This window comes from Aquidulcibacter sp. (genome assembly GCF_049239865.1).
In the GTDB taxonomy this organism is placed as follows: domain Bacteria; phylum Pseudomonadota; class Alphaproteobacteria; order Caulobacterales; family Aquidulcibacteraceae; genus Aquidulcibacter.
Genome location: NZ_JBMLTR010000219.1, coordinates 40,519 through 54,932 on the forward strand (window position 1 = coordinate 40,519; position 14,414 = coordinate 54,932).

General features: G+C 57.6%; 15 protein-coding genes. All 15 read left to right on the forward strand.

Annotated elements, in window-relative coordinates:
- Positions 1–5: 5 nt before the first annotated feature.
- On the forward strand, positions 6–422 hold the full coding sequence (locus ACOVRA_RS15695; RefSeq protein WP_421721117.1) for a phage major tail protein, TP901-1 family: 417 nt from the start codon (positions 6–8) through the stop codon (positions 420–422).
- Complete coding sequence (locus ACOVRA_RS15700) at positions 419–715, forward strand: GTA-gp10 family protein (protein WP_421721118.1); 297 nt, start codon at positions 419–421, stop codon at positions 713–715. Before ACOVRA_RS15695 ends, ACOVRA_RS15700 begins: the two co-directional genes overlap by 4 nt.
- On the forward strand, positions 712–921 hold the full coding sequence (locus ACOVRA_RS15705) for a phage tail assembly chaperone (RefSeq protein ID WP_421721119.1): 210 nt from the start codon (positions 712–714) through the stop codon (positions 919–921). Before ACOVRA_RS15700 ends, ACOVRA_RS15705 begins: the two co-directional genes overlap by 4 nt.
- Positions 905–1,441: a phage tail tape measure C-terminal domain-containing protein gene (locus ACOVRA_RS15710; protein ID WP_421721120.1), complete on the forward strand. Its 537-nt coding sequence runs from the start codon at positions 905–907 to the stop codon at positions 1,439–1,441. The genes ACOVRA_RS15705 and ACOVRA_RS15710 overlap by 17 nt, the downstream gene beginning before the upstream one ends.
- Positions 1,438–2,070 carry a phage distal tail protein, Rcc01695 family gene (locus tag ACOVRA_RS15715; RefSeq protein WP_421721121.1) on the forward strand — a complete coding sequence of 211 codons (633 nt, stop codon included), beginning with the start codon at positions 1,438–1,440 and terminating at the stop codon, positions 2,068–2,070. The genes ACOVRA_RS15710 and ACOVRA_RS15715 overlap by 4 nt, the downstream gene beginning before the upstream one ends.
- Positions 2,067–2,948, forward strand: a complete 882-nt coding sequence (locus tag ACOVRA_RS15720; RefSeq protein WP_421721122.1) for a DUF2163 domain-containing protein — start codon at positions 2,067–2,069, stop codon at positions 2,946–2,948. The genes ACOVRA_RS15715 and ACOVRA_RS15720 overlap by 4 nt, the downstream gene beginning before the upstream one ends.
- Positions 2,945–3,370 (forward strand): NlpC/P60 family protein, encoded by a 426-nt coding sequence (locus ACOVRA_RS15725; protein WP_421721123.1) that lies wholly within the window; start codon positions 2,945–2,947, stop codon positions 3,368–3,370. Before ACOVRA_RS15720 ends, ACOVRA_RS15725 begins: the two co-directional genes overlap by 4 nt.
- The gene (locus ACOVRA_RS15730; RefSeq protein ID WP_421721124.1) at positions 3,370–7,122 is read left to right on the forward strand and encodes a baseplate multidomain protein megatron; all 3,753 of its coding nucleotides are present in this window, start codon (positions 3,370–3,372) and stop codon (positions 7,120–7,122) included. Before ACOVRA_RS15725 ends, ACOVRA_RS15730 begins: the two co-directional genes overlap by 1 nt.
- A gap of 92 nt (positions 7,123–7,214) precedes the next feature.
- Complete coding sequence (locus tag ACOVRA_RS15735; protein ID WP_421721125.1) at positions 7,215–8,165, forward strand: DnaJ C-terminal domain-containing protein; 951 nt, start codon at positions 7,215–7,217, stop codon at positions 8,163–8,165.
- Positions 8,166–8,189: 24 nt separating this feature from the next.
- Complete coding sequence (locus ACOVRA_RS15740) at positions 8,190–8,930, forward strand: gamma-glutamyl-gamma-aminobutyrate hydrolase family protein (protein WP_421721126.1); 741 nt, start codon at positions 8,190–8,192, stop codon at positions 8,928–8,930.
- A gap of 139 nt (positions 8,931–9,069) precedes the next feature.
- The gene (locus tag ACOVRA_RS15745) at positions 9,070–9,420 is read left to right on the forward strand and encodes a PepSY domain-containing protein (RefSeq protein WP_421721127.1); all 351 of its coding nucleotides are present in this window, start codon (positions 9,070–9,072) and stop codon (positions 9,418–9,420) included.
- 90 nt (positions 9,421–9,510) lie between these two features.
- Positions 9,511–10,197 carry a response regulator transcription factor gene (locus tag ACOVRA_RS15750; protein WP_290802239.1) on the forward strand — a complete coding sequence of 229 codons (687 nt, stop codon included), beginning with the start codon at positions 9,511–9,513 and terminating at the stop codon, positions 10,195–10,197.
- A complete protein-coding gene (locus ACOVRA_RS15755; protein ID WP_421721128.1) occupies positions 10,194–11,579 on the forward strand; it encodes an ATP-binding protein in 1,386 nt (461 codons plus the stop codon). The genes ACOVRA_RS15750 and ACOVRA_RS15755 overlap by 4 nt, the downstream gene beginning before the upstream one ends.
- Positions 11,580–11,698: 119 nt before the next feature.
- The gene (locus tag ACOVRA_RS15760) at positions 11,699–13,105 is read left to right on the forward strand and encodes a hypothetical protein (RefSeq protein ID WP_421721129.1); all 1,407 of its coding nucleotides are present in this window, start codon (positions 11,699–11,701) and stop codon (positions 13,103–13,105) included.
- A gap of 83 nt (positions 13,106–13,188) precedes the next feature.
- The gene (gene ccmI, locus ACOVRA_RS15765) at positions 13,189–14,385 is read left to right on the forward strand and encodes a c-type cytochrome biogenesis protein CcmI (RefSeq protein WP_421721130.1); all 1,197 of its coding nucleotides are present in this window, start codon (positions 13,189–13,191) and stop codon (positions 14,383–14,385) included.
- Positions 14,386–14,414 lie beyond the last annotated feature (29 nt).

Sequence of the window (14,414 nt, forward strand, 5' to 3'; positions counted from 1 at the left end):
CCGCTATGGCGGGACAAGCAGGACGGGACGTCCTACTCAAGATATCCGATGGGGCCGCAATCCCGAATTTTGTAACGATCGCCGGTTTGCGTGCGAAGACGATTGCGCTGGCCGCCAAGTCGGTGGACGCCACTTCGGCGGAAAGCCCAAATGCCTGGCGCGAACTCTTGGCTGGGGCAGGTTTGAAGGAAGCCAGTGTCACCGGCAGCGGCGTATTTAAGGATGCCGCGTCTGATGCCTTGGTACGCACAAGCTTTTTTGCGCAAGATCGCAGAATCTGGCGCTTAATCGTCCCAGACTTTGGCACGCTTGAGGGGCCGTTTCAGATCGCCGCGCTTGAATATGGCGGTGCCCATGATGGGGAGGCAACTTTCTCAATGACTTTGGTCAGCGCCGGCGAATTGGGATTTGTCGCACTATGACCGGGTTGATTAATCCCGCGCGCGGCGAAGCCGTCTTGCATGTCGATGGCCGCCCTTTGATCTTGTGCTTGACGATGGGCGCTCTGGCCCGCCTTGAAGCTGCCTTGGAAGTCAACACATTAGAAGCCCTCGAGGCCCGCCTCGCCACCCTGTCCAGTCACGATGTGTTGGTGATCATCTCTGCCCTCTTGTGCGGCGAGGCCATGAGCGCAGCCGACCTTGCCAAGGCACAAATTCGCCCGGCGGAGGCAGCAGAGGCCATTACAAAGGCGTTTGAAGGGGCGGGGGCATGAGCCTTTTGCCGTGGCCCAGCCTGCTTCGCCAAGCTATTGGCCTCAGCCTAGATCCTGCTTCCTTCTGGGAGGTCTCGGTTGCCGAATGGCGCGCCCTAGTGGCCCCTGATCTGGCAACCGCCGAGGTCATGACACGCGCCAACCTAACCCTTCTATCGCTTCGTTTCCCAGATGAGGAGACTCCTCCTAATGACATCAATGAATAAAAATTCATTTGAAGATGATTTGCAGCGCGCCGCAGACAGTTTGGATGCGTTTGCCACCGGTCCTGCGCAAGCCGCAGCGGACGTATTAGGCGACGCTTTTGCCAAAGCTGGCAAGCGCGTGTCCTCATCTTTGGCCGAAGCCGCGCGTAGTGGCGAACTTTCTGTTCGAGGTCTGGCTGCCAGTCTGGTGCGTGATCTGTCCAATTTGGCCTTAGAGCGCTTTGTCACAAAACCCTTGGAGGCGGCCTTTCAGCAGATCGTGCAGAGCATCCCGCAAGCAGGCGCGCGTGCAGATGGTGGCCCGGTGACGTCTGGCGGGGCCTATCTGGTTGGCGAGCGTGGACCAGAACTGTTTGTGCCTTCCAACTCGGGCTCAATCCTTCCGAGCGGGGCTGGTCAGCCAATCAACATCACGATCCATATGGCACCTGGTAGCAATCTGGCTGAGGTAAAGCGCTCGTCTACCCAAGTTGCGGCCGCTTTGGCCCGCGCCGTTCAACGCGGGGGAAGCTTGCTATGACCGCGTTTCACAACATCAACTTTCCCCTGAAACTGGCCCGTGGTGCCATAGGTGGGCCAGAGCGGGTGACCGAAGTGGTGGCCTTGGCCAATGGTCGCGAAGTGCGCAACACCTGCTTGTCTCGGTCGCGACGGCGCTGGGATGTCGGCTCAGCCATTCGAAACTTAGACGATCTATCGGAAATCACAGCCTTTTTTGAAGCCCGTCTCGGACGCCTCCATGGATTTCGTTTCAGTGATCCGGCGGACCACAAGAGCTGTCGACCGTCACAAATGCCGGGGCCGTTCGATCAGCTTCTGGGCACGGGCAATGGCAGCCAAAAGGTCTTTCAGTTGCAGAAAACCTATGGCGATGCGGCGGGCAACAGCGTTCGACCGATCCATCTGCCGGGCCTCGGCACGGTGCGGGTGGGCATTGGCACAACAGAGCTTCCGGCTTCAGCTTTCTCTGTGGACACCCAAACAGGCTTGATCACGCTTTCGACGGCCCCAGCGGCTGGCCAGTCGGTGCGGGCAGGCTTTAGCTTTGATACCCCCGTCCGCTTTGACAGCGACCGCCTCGACATTGCCCATGATGCGTTTGAGGCAGGCCGGGTTATCTCGCTGGCTCTGGTGGAGATCTTGTTATGAGGTCTTTGCCACCTACCTTGGACGCAAAATGGCGCGCTGGTATCACCACTTTGGCGCGCGCTTGGCGCTTGATCCGGCAAGACGGCTTGGTCCTTGCTGCCACCGAGCATGACCGCGATCTTCAAGTCGCCGACACACTCTTCAAAGCTGCGTTCAGCCTCAGCGAAAGCCCGGTTGAAGCTGAATTGTCGCTCAGCCCCGGCCATGCCGCCCTGTCAGGCGCGCTCTCGCTGGCAGGGATGGACGCCGATGACATCAAGCTGGGTCTTTGGGATCAAGCGCGGGTTGAGGCTTTTCTGATCGACTGGCAAGAGCCGACGATAAGTCTGCCGCTGTGGTCTGGCTTTGTGCAGACGATTGTGTGTCATGGCAGTAATTTCGAGTTGAATATCCAAACACTCGAACCCGCCATGAACCAAATGGTGGGCCGTCTTTATGCCCGTAGCTGTGACGCAAGCCTGGGCGACGGACGCTGTGGCGTCAATTTAAATGACCCGGCTTATCGCGCGACCGCGACCATCATGGCAGTGCAGAGTGACCGTGCCTTAACTACCTCCTTCGTGCAAGAATTTGATTTAAATGCCTTTAGTGGTGGAATACTGCGGGTCAATTCTGGGCGCGCGAAGGGCCTGTCACGACCGATTCAGCAGGTGGAACTGGTCGGCGGTCAGCTCGCCGTCAAACTAGCCCAACCGATGCCGATTTTGCCAGCGCAGGGTGATGCCGTCACTTTTAGCCTTGGGTGTGACAAACGCTATGACACCTGCCGCACCCGTTTTGGCAATGGCTTGAACTTCCGGGGTGTCCCCACTTTGCCCGGTGAAGCCGCGACGGTCACGGGTCCCAGCCCCGCAGGAAATGTTGGGGGCAAACGATGAGGGTGGATGCCATGCACTTGGCAAGGGCTTGGCTGGGCACACCCTATGCCGAAGGGGCAAGCCAGTGCGGAATAGCAACTGATTGTGTTGGCTTGATTGAGGGCGTTGCCCGCGATTTAGGCCTAACTTGTCCCTCGCGGACGGCGCTGAAGCGCGACCTCGTGGCGGCAGCCCATTTGTTTTTAGAACCCCTCGACGAGCCCCGCCCGGGCTGCGTGATCCTGTTTGCACAAGTCCCAAGTGGGTCACCTGCTCACGCGGGCCTAATGGGCGAGGACGGGCGCTTCATCCATGCCCATTGGACGGCTGGCGTTGTCGAAAATCGCTATGGCCGCTGGTTTAAGATGCGCACCACACACCTGTTTGACTGGCCTGACCCAAGCCTTTCCACCCATGCTCCGGCTGAAAAAGGATCAATCTGATGGCAAGCTTAATCCTCTCCACCATCGGCTCCGCGCTGTTTGGGCCGGTCGGCGGTACCATTGGCACTTTTGTCGGTAACTCCATCGACCAAGCGCTGATTTCAAGCCTCACGCCCGCCCGGGTCCAGCCCTCTCGCCTGTCAAGTTTGAAAGTACAAGGCGGCGGCGAAGGTGCGCCCATTCCGCTTGTCTTTGGTCGTGCCCGCGTAACAGGCCAAGTCATCTGGGCCGCACAATTCAAAGAGCATGATAAGAAGCGCACCATTGGCGGCAAAGGCGGGCAACGCGTCGTGGAGCGCTATTACTCGATTAGCTTTGCCCTTGGCCTGTGCGAAGGGCCCATCCAAGGCATCGGTCGCATGTGGGTGAATGGCGAGGTCTATGATTTGAGCCAAACCACCTACCGGCTCTATTTAGGCGGGGAGGATCAAGAGCCTGATCCCTTGATTGAGGCGATCGAAGGCTTAGACGTTGCGCCGGCTTTTCGCGGTCTTGCCTATCTGGTGTTTGAAGATTTGGTCGTCACGGCCTTTAATGACCGCATCCCCAATATCTCAGTTGAAATCCTGGCGCCAACACCTGCAGAGGCCAATCGCCCGCGCTTACAAGACTTGGCACGGGCAGTTTGTCTGATCCCTGGTGCCGGGGAATTTGCCTATGCCACCACGCCGGTCCAAACCATTTGGAAACCGGGCACTGCGCAGACCGAGAACCTGCATGTTCAAAGTGCGCGCACCGACTTGTGTGTTTCCTTAGATAATTTGGCGCGCGATCTGCCCCAAGTTAATCATGTTTCTTTGGTAGTGGCTTGGTTCGGGACGGACCTGCGGGCAGGGCAGTGCCGGATTGAGCCCCGCGTCGACCAACGCTTTAAGCCAACCCGTCCACGTGCTTGGCAAGTGGCTGGCTTGAGCCGTGGCAACGCCAATCTGGTCTCCTCGGTGGATGGCAGGCCCGCCTATGGCGGCACGGCGGAAGATGCCAGTGTCATCGAGGCCATCACAGAGCTTAAGGCCCGCGGCCATCAGGTCACGCTGAACCCATTTGTTATGATGGACATCCCTGCAGGCAATGGCTTGCCAAATCCCCAAGGCGGAATTGGCCAACCAGCCTATCCTTGGCGCGGCCGCATCACCTGCATTTCGGGCCCCACGACGACTGAAGCTCAAATTGCCGCCTTCTTTGGCACAGCGGCGGCGAGCCACTTTAGCTTGCGGGGGCAGGAACCCATCTATTCTGGTCCAGCGGAATGGTCCTATCGGCGCTTTATTTTGCATCAGGCGATGCTGGCCAAAGCCGCAGGTGGGGTGGAGAGCTTCTTGATTGGCTCCGAACTCGTGGGCCTTACCCATAGGCGGTCTTCAACCGGGCAGTTCCCAGCCGTAGCAGCCCTGAAAGCGCTTGCTGCACAAGTCCGTCTCATCCTTGGGCCACAGGTTAAAATTGGCTATGCGGCGGACTGGACGGAGTATGGCGGCTATAATCCTGCGGGTAGCCAGGACCTTTGCTTCCCGCTTGACCCCCTCTGGGCAGACCCCAACTTGGATTTCATCGGGCTGGATTGGTATCCGCCATTGACCGACCGGCGGCCGGGTGAACCCGAACCCGATTTGGCCTCGCTGCAGGCGGGCATCGAAGGCGGGGAGGGCTATGACTTTTATTATGCGCGTGAAGCCGACCGTCTTGCCCGCACCCGTACACCGATAACCGACGAGGCGTATCAAGAGCCTTGGGTTTGGCGGGTCAAAGACATGCGAAGTTTCTGGAACCAAAACCATTTTGAACGCATAGGTGGCCAGCGGCTAACCAACCCCACGCCTTGGGTGCCACAATCCAAGCCGATCCGGCTGATGGAACTGGGTTTCCCAGCCGTCGATAAGGCGGCTAACCGCCCCAGCGTCTTCCCCGATCCTAAATCCTCTGAAGCCGGTCTTCCGCCCTTCTCAACCGGGGCGCGCGATGATGGTGAACAGCGCCTCGCGCTGGAGGCCTGTCTGGCCTATTGGCGGGATCATAGCCCGATCTCAGCTGTGAACGGGCAGCCGATGATTGCGCCGGAACACATCTTCTTATGGACTTGGGATGCCCGACCTTATCCCCACTTCCCACAGCTAGAAGCGGTTTGGGGCGATGGCGCGCATGCGGCCACGGGGCACTGGTTAGCGGGCCGAGCCGGAATTCTGCCTATACGCGAGCTATTGGTCGGGATTGGCGCACGCGCTGGCCTGAGCTTCCTGAATCCAGACGGCGTATCAGGCTTTATTGAGGGCTTTGTAGTGGAGACCCCGGCTACCGCGCGTGCCTTGATCGACCAATTGCTGCAGCCGTTGGGACTTGAGGCTCGTCCCCGTTTTGAAGGGCTTGAGATTACAGATATCTCAGCGCCGGAGGCCGTCCGGACTTTGGCCACTTCGGATTTTCAAATGAAGAGCGGCGCGGCCGATGTCTCTTGGATGATGCAGCCGCAAGATGCGCCTTCTCACGTCCAAGTCATCACTTATGCAAGTGAGCGCGATTTTGAGCCTGCTAGTTATCGGACTGAAGGCACAGGATCGAGCGGCCTCAATCTGTCTATCTCCTTGCCTATGGTGGTGGACGCAGAAAGCCGACAATCCGTGGCGCATCAATTGGCAATGACGCCACCCTTAGAGCGGCTGCAAGGCAAGTTAACCCCCGCAATTGCTGCCTGTTTGCAAGTCGGTGATCGGTTCATGTGGGAGGACGGCACCCTGTGGCGGGTTGATCGACTGGAGGGGCCTTGGGCGCAAGAACTGGTCGCAACGCCCGCGCCCCAACCAAGGCCTACCCCATTGGCAAGCCATGCCGTGGAAGCCCAACCTGACTTGCCTTGGCTTGCGGCACCCCCGGATTTTGTGGTTCTGGATTTGCCTGCGCCCTTCACCCAAATACAAGCACCAAAGCCTTTGATTGGGGCGTTTGCCAGCCCGTGGCCCGGGACAATCGAGGTGCGCTTATCCGAGCGGATCGTTGCGCGCGTGGATAGACCCATGACCAATGGCCGCTTGGCGGAAGCCTTGCCGGTTGCGCCTAGTTCCCGCCGTTTGGCTGCGGGATGTCTCGTCGAATTTGCGACCAGCAATGCGCCGCCCACCTCTGGCAAAGCTGCGCTATTTGGGCCAGACGGTGTGATCGATGTTTTGAGCTGGTCGAATGCTAGCTGGATTGCCAGCCAGACTTGGCGATTGGAAGGCGTGGTGCGCGGCTATCATGGCGGTGCGTCTGGCCCTGTGGCTCCGACAGACACTGGCTTTGTGGTCCTAGATGACGCCCTCGTCCCGGCTGATTTTGATCCAAGCTTCTTAGGGCTGCCCTTGGAATGGACGGCGGCACCTTCAGCGCAGCCAGCGTTGGAGACGCAGCAGCAAGCAAGCTTTTCCGGGCTTGCTGCCTTGCCATGGTCGCCTTGTCATCTGCGGGCGCGTCGAACTTCAAGCGGTATTCAGCTGTCTTGGGTGCGACGCGCCAGCGGCGATGGCGATAGCTGGGCCCTGCCGGAAGTGCCGCAAGTCGTCGCGAAAGAGCGCTATGTGGTGACACTGCTGAGTGCAGCTGGTGCAAGCCTTCGATCAATTGAGGTAGATGGCCCATCCTACCTGTATCCAACCGCTCAAGAACAAGCCGATTTTGGTGCAGCGCAGACCGAGATCAGCCTGTCCGTTTGTCAATTGGGGGCCGCCGGTCGCTTGGGCCATTGGCTCGAAGAACGGATAAGCGTGCAACACATGAGCTAGCCCCCCTTTCGCCGTCAGTAGAGAGCGCCTAAGTCTGTGACAGATATAGTGGGTGCGCCCGCTGGATTTGCAGGAAACCGGGAGATCAAGGCGTGGCAGAAGAACCTTATGCAGTGCTTGGCGTTGCGCGCGGAGCCCCCTTTGCTGAGGTTCGAAAAGTCTATCGCAAGCTCGCCAAGGAATTGCATCCAGACGCGAACCCAAACAATAAAGCGGCAGAAGAACGCTTCAAGCGCGTGTCGGCCGCCTTCACCTTTCTCGACGATCCAGAGCGCAAGGCCAAATACGACCGTGGCGAAATTGATGCCGACGGCAATCCAAAGTTTGCAGGCTTTGGCGGCGGTGGCGGTGGACGCGGTCCGTTTGGCGGTGGCGATCCCTTTGGCCCCGGCGGACCCTTTGGTGGGGCAGGTGCCGGGCGGCGTCAGACAGGTCCCGGCCAACCCGAATTTGAAGACATGTTTGGCGACCTTTTTGGTGCAGCCTTTGGTGCGCGCGGTGGCGCTCGGCCGGGCTTTCAAGCCGGTACAAAGGGTCAAGACATTCAAACCACCGTCAAGATCGACTTTGAAGATGCCATTTCCGGTGCCAAGCAACGGGTTAAAGCGGGTGATCGCTCAATTGATGTGACCATTCCTGCTGGCGTGGAAACGGGCCGAACTCTCAGGCTGCGTGGTCAAGGTGGACCGGGACAAGGCGGCATGCCTGCGGGCGATCTGATGGTGACTGTCACAGTCAAGCCCCATTCCGTTTTCCAGCGCGATGGTGATGATGTGCGGATGGACCTGCCCGTGTCCTTGAGCGAAATTCTCGAAGGTGGCCGGGTTGAAGCCACCATTCCCAACGGCACAGTCTCGCTCACCATCCCACCCGGCTCGAATTCAGGCACTGTCTTGCGCTTAAAGGGCAAAGGCGTGGCCCGTCCCGGTGCGCCGGGCGACTTGTTTATCCGGCTGATCTTGGGCTTGCCCGAGGGCGATAATGGGGAATTGAAGGCGCTTCTGGCAAATTGGTCTCGACGGGATGAGCCACCAAAGCGTTAGCTTAAGGCAATAGGATGAGGGGCCATGGGTCTTTTGGGGGACAAGCCGATTATCGGCATCATTCTGGACGAAAACACCAGCCAAGGCGGGGCGTCCTATGAGACAGGCAAGGGCTATTTCCGGGCCATAGAAAAAGTCGGTGGCGTGGCAATTGGTCTACCCTATGCGGCGGACTCGTTGGCATTTGCGCGCGAATATTGTGCAGGTCTCATGTCGACAGGCGCGCGGATCAAATTTCCCTCTGAGTGGTATGTTCCGGGCCAAGAAAGCTATGCGCCACAATCAGACCGCTTTGCGATTGAACGGGCCTTGGTTGAGACCTTTTTGGCAGAAGATCGGCCTTATTTGGGCATTTGTAACGGCATGCAGATGCTGGGCTGTTTGTCTGGCTGCCGGATGAGTGGCAATGCAAAATCCTACACCGATGGCAGCATCGCCCATGATGATCGCATGACCCGCCATGGCCTTAAGGTGACGCCTGGCACCAAACTCCATGCCATCGCGGGTCTTGAGTATCTGCAGGTCAATAGCTTTCACCGTGAGGCATTGGTAGAGATCAGCGATCACGTGCGCGTGTCGGGCTATTCAGACGATGGGCTGGTTGAGGCGATTGAACGGCCAGACCGACGGTTTGCGCTGGGCGTCCAATGGCATCCAGAGCGCTTGATTGACGACACGGACGATGCCGATGCATTGTTCCGTGCCTTTGTTGGCGCCGCGCATGAATGGACAAAAGCGGCTCGACTTCAGCCTTCAACACTGTAAAGCAGTATTTTCCGCATACTTACCCGTTGTTACAGCCTTTAAAATTCGAGTAAAGTATTGGCGATCATCTGTCTCTATGAATGAAACTGATCGATCCCGTTTAATCCACGTTCAGAACCATGCGTATAACCTAGGTCTTATGAAAAAGCTGTTCGCCTTTCTTTGGAGCACATCCCTCCTAGCCAGCCTCGCTCTGGTTGGGCCTGCGCAAGCAGGTCGGGCAAGTGCTGCGCCACCCAGCCCTTCGGGTTTGGTGTTTCGCGAAGATTTGCGCAATGGTGGCCTGTTTCAGATGGCCAGCCAGATCGTTCCCTTGAGCCAAGTCTTGGAGATGATCAACGCCATTGAGCCTGGCAATCAGTTAGATACTCAGATTGTAACCGAGAATGGGCGACCATTTTATATTGTGCGCTGGCAGGCTTCTCGTGGCCGGATCATGATATTTAAAGTCGATGCTCAATCTGGGCAAATTGTCGGCCGACAAGGTTAAGCTGCCTGTCAAGCAACGTCCGTTCTAACGGACTCCCTGCAGGCTCGTTTGTCCATATGGCGGCACATGTTTGTGAAAGGAATGAGGCGGATGCGCTGTCTGGTAGTGGAAGATGATCCCGATTTACGTCGTCAGCTTGAGCGCGCCCTGCATGATTCCGGCTATGCCGTAGATGTCGCCGCCGATGGCGAAGAAGGCCACTTTCTTGGTGACACTGAGCCCTATGACGTGATTGTTCTGGATTTGGGTCTACCGTTGATCGATGGCGTCACAGTCCTAGAGCGCTGGCGTAATGCGGGCAAAGTTGTGCCCGTACTGATTTTGACCGCGCGCGATCGCTGGAGCGAGAAGGTGGCCGGCTTTGACGCCGGGGCGGACGACTATCTCACTAAGCCGTTTCACATTGAGGAATTGCTGGCCCGACTGCGGGCGCTTGTCCGGCGTGCCGCTGGCCACGCGACACCCGCACTTGAATGCGGCGACCTGCGGCTTGACCCGCGCGCTCAGCGCGCCACTGTGGCGGGCGACCCAGTTAAATTGACTAGCCATGAGCTGCGCCTGTTGACCTATCTGATGCATCATGTCGGTCGCGTCGTTCCCCGGTCGGAATTGATCGAACATATTTATGATCAAGACTTTGACCGCGATTCCAACACGATCGAAGTCTTTGTTGGACGGTTGCGAAAGAAAATCGGTCAGGATCGGATCGCGACGGTTCGTGGCCTTGGCTATCAATTGCTTGATCCCGACGCATCCAGCCAGTCAGGTAAGGGGTGAGGTCTCGGCGTTCCCTTGCCGGAAGACTGGTCGCTGTTGCGGCCATCTGGTCAGCCTTAGTGCTGGTCGCGACAGGTTACGGCCTTTCGGCTTTGTTTCGCAATTCGGTTTTTGAAGCATTCGACCGAGAGCTAACTGTCTCAATCGATGCGCTTGCTGCAACCATAGAAACCGACGCGCAGGGTCAATTACGGGTGCCGCGTGCCCCGACCGATCCGCGCTTTGTGCGTCCCCTGTCGGGCCATTATTGGCGCGTGGTGGATGTGACAGCCGGACCTAAGTTAATCGGACCCGGCGTCAGTTCGCGATCCGTTTGGGATGAGCCATTTGAACCCCCATTGCCCTTGGTGGAGCAAGTGCTTGCCCAACCAGGTACCACCAAAACAGTCGAGATGACGCGCGATAAAGAGCGCCTTCGGGTTGCCGCCCGCTTGGTACAATTGCCGTCTCGCACCAGTCAGACGCTTTTGATGGTGGGTGCAGATACGGGTGAGGCGGTCGCCGCTGGTGATCGTTTCAATCTGGCGCTGTCACTTGGACTATTAGCCTTGGCACTCGGGCTATTGGGCGCGATTTTCCTGCAGGTCCAATTGGGCTTAGAGCCTCTGCGCCGAATGGGTCGTGAGCTTGCGATGATCCGAAATGGCGAGCGAGACCGTTTGGATGAAGATGCCCCCAAAGAACTGGCCCCCTTGGCGGGGGAGTTGAATGCACTCATTTCTCATAATCAGGAAGTGGTGGAGCGCGCGCGCACCCATGTTGGCAATCTCGCACACGCTTTGAAAACCCCGTTGTCAGTCCTTCTCAATGAATCGCGGCAGAATAAGGGTGAGTTTGAGGATTTGGTGGCACGACAGGCGCAAGCCATGACCCGTCAAGTCGAGCATTATCTCAAGCGCGCCTCGGCGGCAGCGCGCGCAGAATCCTTGGGCGCACGCACGCCAATTGGGCCTGTGATTGACGATGTCAGTCGCACGTTAGGGCGTTTGTTCAAAGCCGAAGGCGTGAAAGTCACAGCCCGATTTGAAGACAATTTGGTCTTTCGTGGTGAGAAGGAAGATTTGGAAGATCTTATCGGCAATCTATCTGAGAATGCTTGCAAATACGGCGGGGGGCTTGTTGAAATTGACGCTCGCATGGCAGCAACTGGGCAGATTGAGATTGTTATCGAAGATGACGGCGAAGGTTTGGAGGGCGAGGCCTTGGTCGCGGCCCTCAAGCGCGGCGCGCGTTTAGATGAGACTTTGCCGGGGTCTGGCTTAGGGTTGTCAATTTGCGATGAATTGGCGCGCGCTTACGGTGGAAGTTTGAAGTTGGATCGGTCCGAATTGGGTGGGTTACGAGCTCAATTATTGCTACCTGCAGCCGAAACCTCTGTTTAGATTTAAATTTTATTTGTTTGACCCCGCAAACTTCAAATTAACCCATTTTTGTTACGACAGTTTGCTTGATGGCTGCAGGTGATGTGGCTTCAATAGAGTACCTACTTGAGTATCCGCCGATGACTGTTCTAACCGACGACAAGATTGCAGCCTTAAAGGCATTGTTGCTCTCGACCCCGCCAGCAACCGCAGGGAAGCTGTGGGCGCTGTTGGAGCGCATGAAAGTCCAAGGCGTACAATCCATTCCAACCGGTGAATTGCTCGACGCCATGCGTGAAGCAGGCATCCCATCTGGGTTCGCAACTGGCAAGGCGCATACGCGCATCCTCAGCTTTGATCGGCTTTTCTTCGAACCTTTTGAAAATCTGTTTGAGAACGGCCCCTTACATCGGTTGATGCCAGGCTCTTTGCCTCGGATCGGATTGGGTCCCGTTTGGAAATTGATCATCGGCCAACTTGCGCCAGACGCCTATGTCGATCTGGAGCCTTTGGGCACGGCTGCCAGCCTCCGCGGCGATATGGGCCAAGCCAGAGAGTATGCGCAGAAAATGCGAAACGAGCTGCTGGACAATATTCGGGACATTCCGCCAGAGCGCTTGGGTGCTTTGACGAAAATGCCAGAGGCCGCGCATATTCTAACCCGATTGATCCCGCTTTTGTCGGCCGAGAAAGCTGGGCGTGAAATTTGGACAGGCGTGCAAAGCTTGCGCGGCGACATGCATGAGCAGTCGATCCTACGCTTAGCTACGGCTGTCAAAGAAGCTGAGAATAACAATCCGCAAACCGCTACGGAAATTCTGTTGCTGACCATGTCGGTGTTGCCAAAGCCCTATCAGGCGCTGCGGGTTCTGCAACGGGTGTCGCGCGGCGTCGACGACCGCAAGATAGATACAACCCATTTTGCGGTTGTCGGAAGGCGCGTCATTGCCCTTCTGCGCCGCGAAGGCACCGTCATTGAGCACGCTGCATTGGGCGGTTCCTTCGACGTGGAAGCCGTCAAAGCTGCGATCGACCGTCACAATAAGCTGGTCCATGGGATGACGCGTGATACCATCCTATCCCCAAATGGCCCTTGGAGACAGGAGCTGACCGCCATCTGTAGCCAGGTCGGTTCACGGTTGGAAATGATTTGCCATGCGGCTGTAAAGGCACTCGACCTAGCTTTGCCGATGGATATGGTGCGCAAAAAGAACGCGGGTATGATAACAGAACCCCGTTATGGCGCGGCCATAGATCCTGCCAAAGTAGAAGTTGCCCGTTGCCACATGCAATTCTTGGTCGCCACGCGCCTCCTCGCGCCCCTTGCGGGTTTTGGCGGCTTTCGTGACAATGCGAGCCGGACGGCAGCTGGCCAATTGGATGCCGTTTGTGAAGGGCTTGTCCGCGTCGCGCGCGAAGGCGCAACTTCGCAGCATTTCCAAGATTGGATCAATGCAACTTCTTCCCTAATCAATGCGCTCGATGGTCCGTTGCCTGCCAAGAATTTTGAGCGCCGCATCACCGCTCTGATCAGAAAAGCTGCTTGAGGCACCGACTAATCGCGTAAGCTTGAAGCTTCTGCCTGCGACATTTTCACCCTGAAGCCTTGAACCCGAGGATGGGAGCGTGCATGTCGCCCTCTATCATGACCCAACTCCCCCCTGTTCTTATTGCTGGACTGTTTTGGCTTGCCTTGCTGGTTTCCCTTGTAGGTGCTGCTTGGTGGGTGTTGCGGGCTGGTGCCCGTGGTGGCGCGCTTGAAAGCGACCGCGCGGATCTGCAGGTCTATCAAGATCAGATCGCTGAGATCGAGCGCGACTTGAGCCAAGGTCGGATATCTGAAGAAGCCGCCCAAGCTGGCAAGCTCGAGATTGGCCGCAGACTTGTGCAGGCTCGCGATCGCATTTTGGGGGAAGGCCCGCGGCTGGGTAAATTGGCTTTGACCAGTGTGGCCGCCGCGATTGCGTTGGGATCAGGCGGTTTGTACCTCATCTATGGCTCACCGCAAAAGACAGACCAGCCCTTTGTTCAGCGCGAAGCGGAGTTGCTCTCGCGCCCGCCGGAAACCTTGAGCGAAGATGAGATCATGCTGATTCTGCAAGAGCAGGCGAAAAAAGCACCAAAAGATCCTGTGCCGCACGCTTTGATGGCGCAAGTTCTGGGTAGCGCCGGGCGCGACCAAGATGCCCTGCGGGCGTTTCAAGCCGCTATGCGGCGCGACCCTAAGAATGCTGACTTAATCGCTGAGACCGGGGCTGTTTTGATACGCTTAAACAAGGGCGTGATGGGGGCAGATGCCAAGTCGGCTTTTGATGCCGCGCTCCAACTCAAGCCAAATTCAGCGCCGGCGCGCTTCTACTTGGGTCTGGCAGACTGGCAGGCTGGCAAAAAGGCCGAGGCGTTGACCGCTTGGCGCGCGGCTTATGTGGCTAATGCCAAGGAAGCTGAGAGCCAAATGCAACTCGCCGCCCGTGTCGCTGAGGTCTTATCGCAATTGGATCGCGGTCCCGGGGAAGAAGGTGGCGGACCAATGGCTGAAATGGCCAATGCCGGTCCTGAGGCCCAGAAAGCCTTCATTGAAACCATGATTGCCAAACGCATTGACCGATTGGCAGAGAACCCATCCGATCCCGCTCTGCGCCTTTCTGCGGCGCGCGTTTTGTTGATGACCGGCAAACTTAAAGAGGCCAGAGAAGTCTTGTTGGTGGGCCAAAAGCAGCAGGCAAACGATCCCTTGCTGACGGCCGTTTTTGGCTTGGCGCTTGAGCGTGTACCCGTGCTGCCTTCCGCTGGCGCGTCAGGCCCGGTGGCGATGCCGAAAAGGTGAGTGAAAGTGAGGGAAAGGTTGCTTTCCAT

Excerpts from the sequence above, each read along its gene's own strand:
- ACOVRA_RS15760 (WP_421721129.1), top strand. The coding sequence starts at position 11,699 with ATGACTGTTCTAACCGACGACAAGATTGCAGCCTTAAAGGCATTGTTG.
- ACOVRA_RS15720 (WP_421721122.1), top strand. The coding sequence starts at position 2,067 with ATGAGGTCTTTGCCACCTACCTTGGACGCAAAATGGCGCGCTGGTATC.
- ACOVRA_RS15710 (WP_421721120.1), top strand. The coding sequence starts at position 905 with ATGACATCAATGAATAAAAATTCATTTGAAGATGATTTGCAGCGCGCC.
- ACOVRA_RS15750 (WP_290802239.1), top strand. The coding sequence starts at position 9,511 with ATGCGCTGTCTGGTAGTGGAAGATGATCCCGATTTACGTCGTCAGCTT.
- ACOVRA_RS15715 (WP_421721121.1), top strand. The coding sequence starts at position 1,438 with ATGACCGCGTTTCACAACATCAACTTTCCCCTGAAACTGGCCCGTGGT.
- ACOVRA_RS15695 (WP_421721117.1), top strand. The coding sequence starts at position 6 with ATGGCGGGACAAGCAGGACGGGACGTCCTACTCAAGATATCCGATGGG.
- ACOVRA_RS15745 (WP_421721127.1), top strand. The coding sequence starts at position 9,070 with ATGAAAAAGCTGTTCGCCTTTCTTTGGAGCACATCCCTCCTAGCCAGC.
- ACOVRA_RS15700 (WP_421721118.1), top strand. The coding sequence starts at position 419 with ATGACCGGGTTGATTAATCCCGCGCGCGGCGAAGCCGTCTTGCATGTC.
- ACOVRA_RS15705 (WP_421721119.1), top strand. The coding sequence starts at position 712 with ATGAGCCTTTTGCCGTGGCCCAGCCTGCTTCGCCAAGCTATTGGCCTC.
- ACOVRA_RS15725 (WP_421721123.1), top strand. The coding sequence starts at position 2,945 with ATGAGGGTGGATGCCATGCACTTGGCAAGGGCTTGGCTGGGCACACCC.
- ccmI (WP_421721130.1), top strand. The coding sequence starts at position 13,189 with ATGTCGCCCTCTATCATGACCCAACTCCCCCCTGTTCTTATTGCTGGA.
- ACOVRA_RS15740 (WP_421721126.1), top strand. The coding sequence starts at position 8,190 with ATGGGTCTTTTGGGGGACAAGCCGATTATCGGCATCATTCTGGACGAA.
- ACOVRA_RS15730 (WP_421721124.1), top strand. The coding sequence starts at position 3,370 with ATGGCAAGCTTAATCCTCTCCACCATCGGCTCCGCGCTGTTTGGGCCG.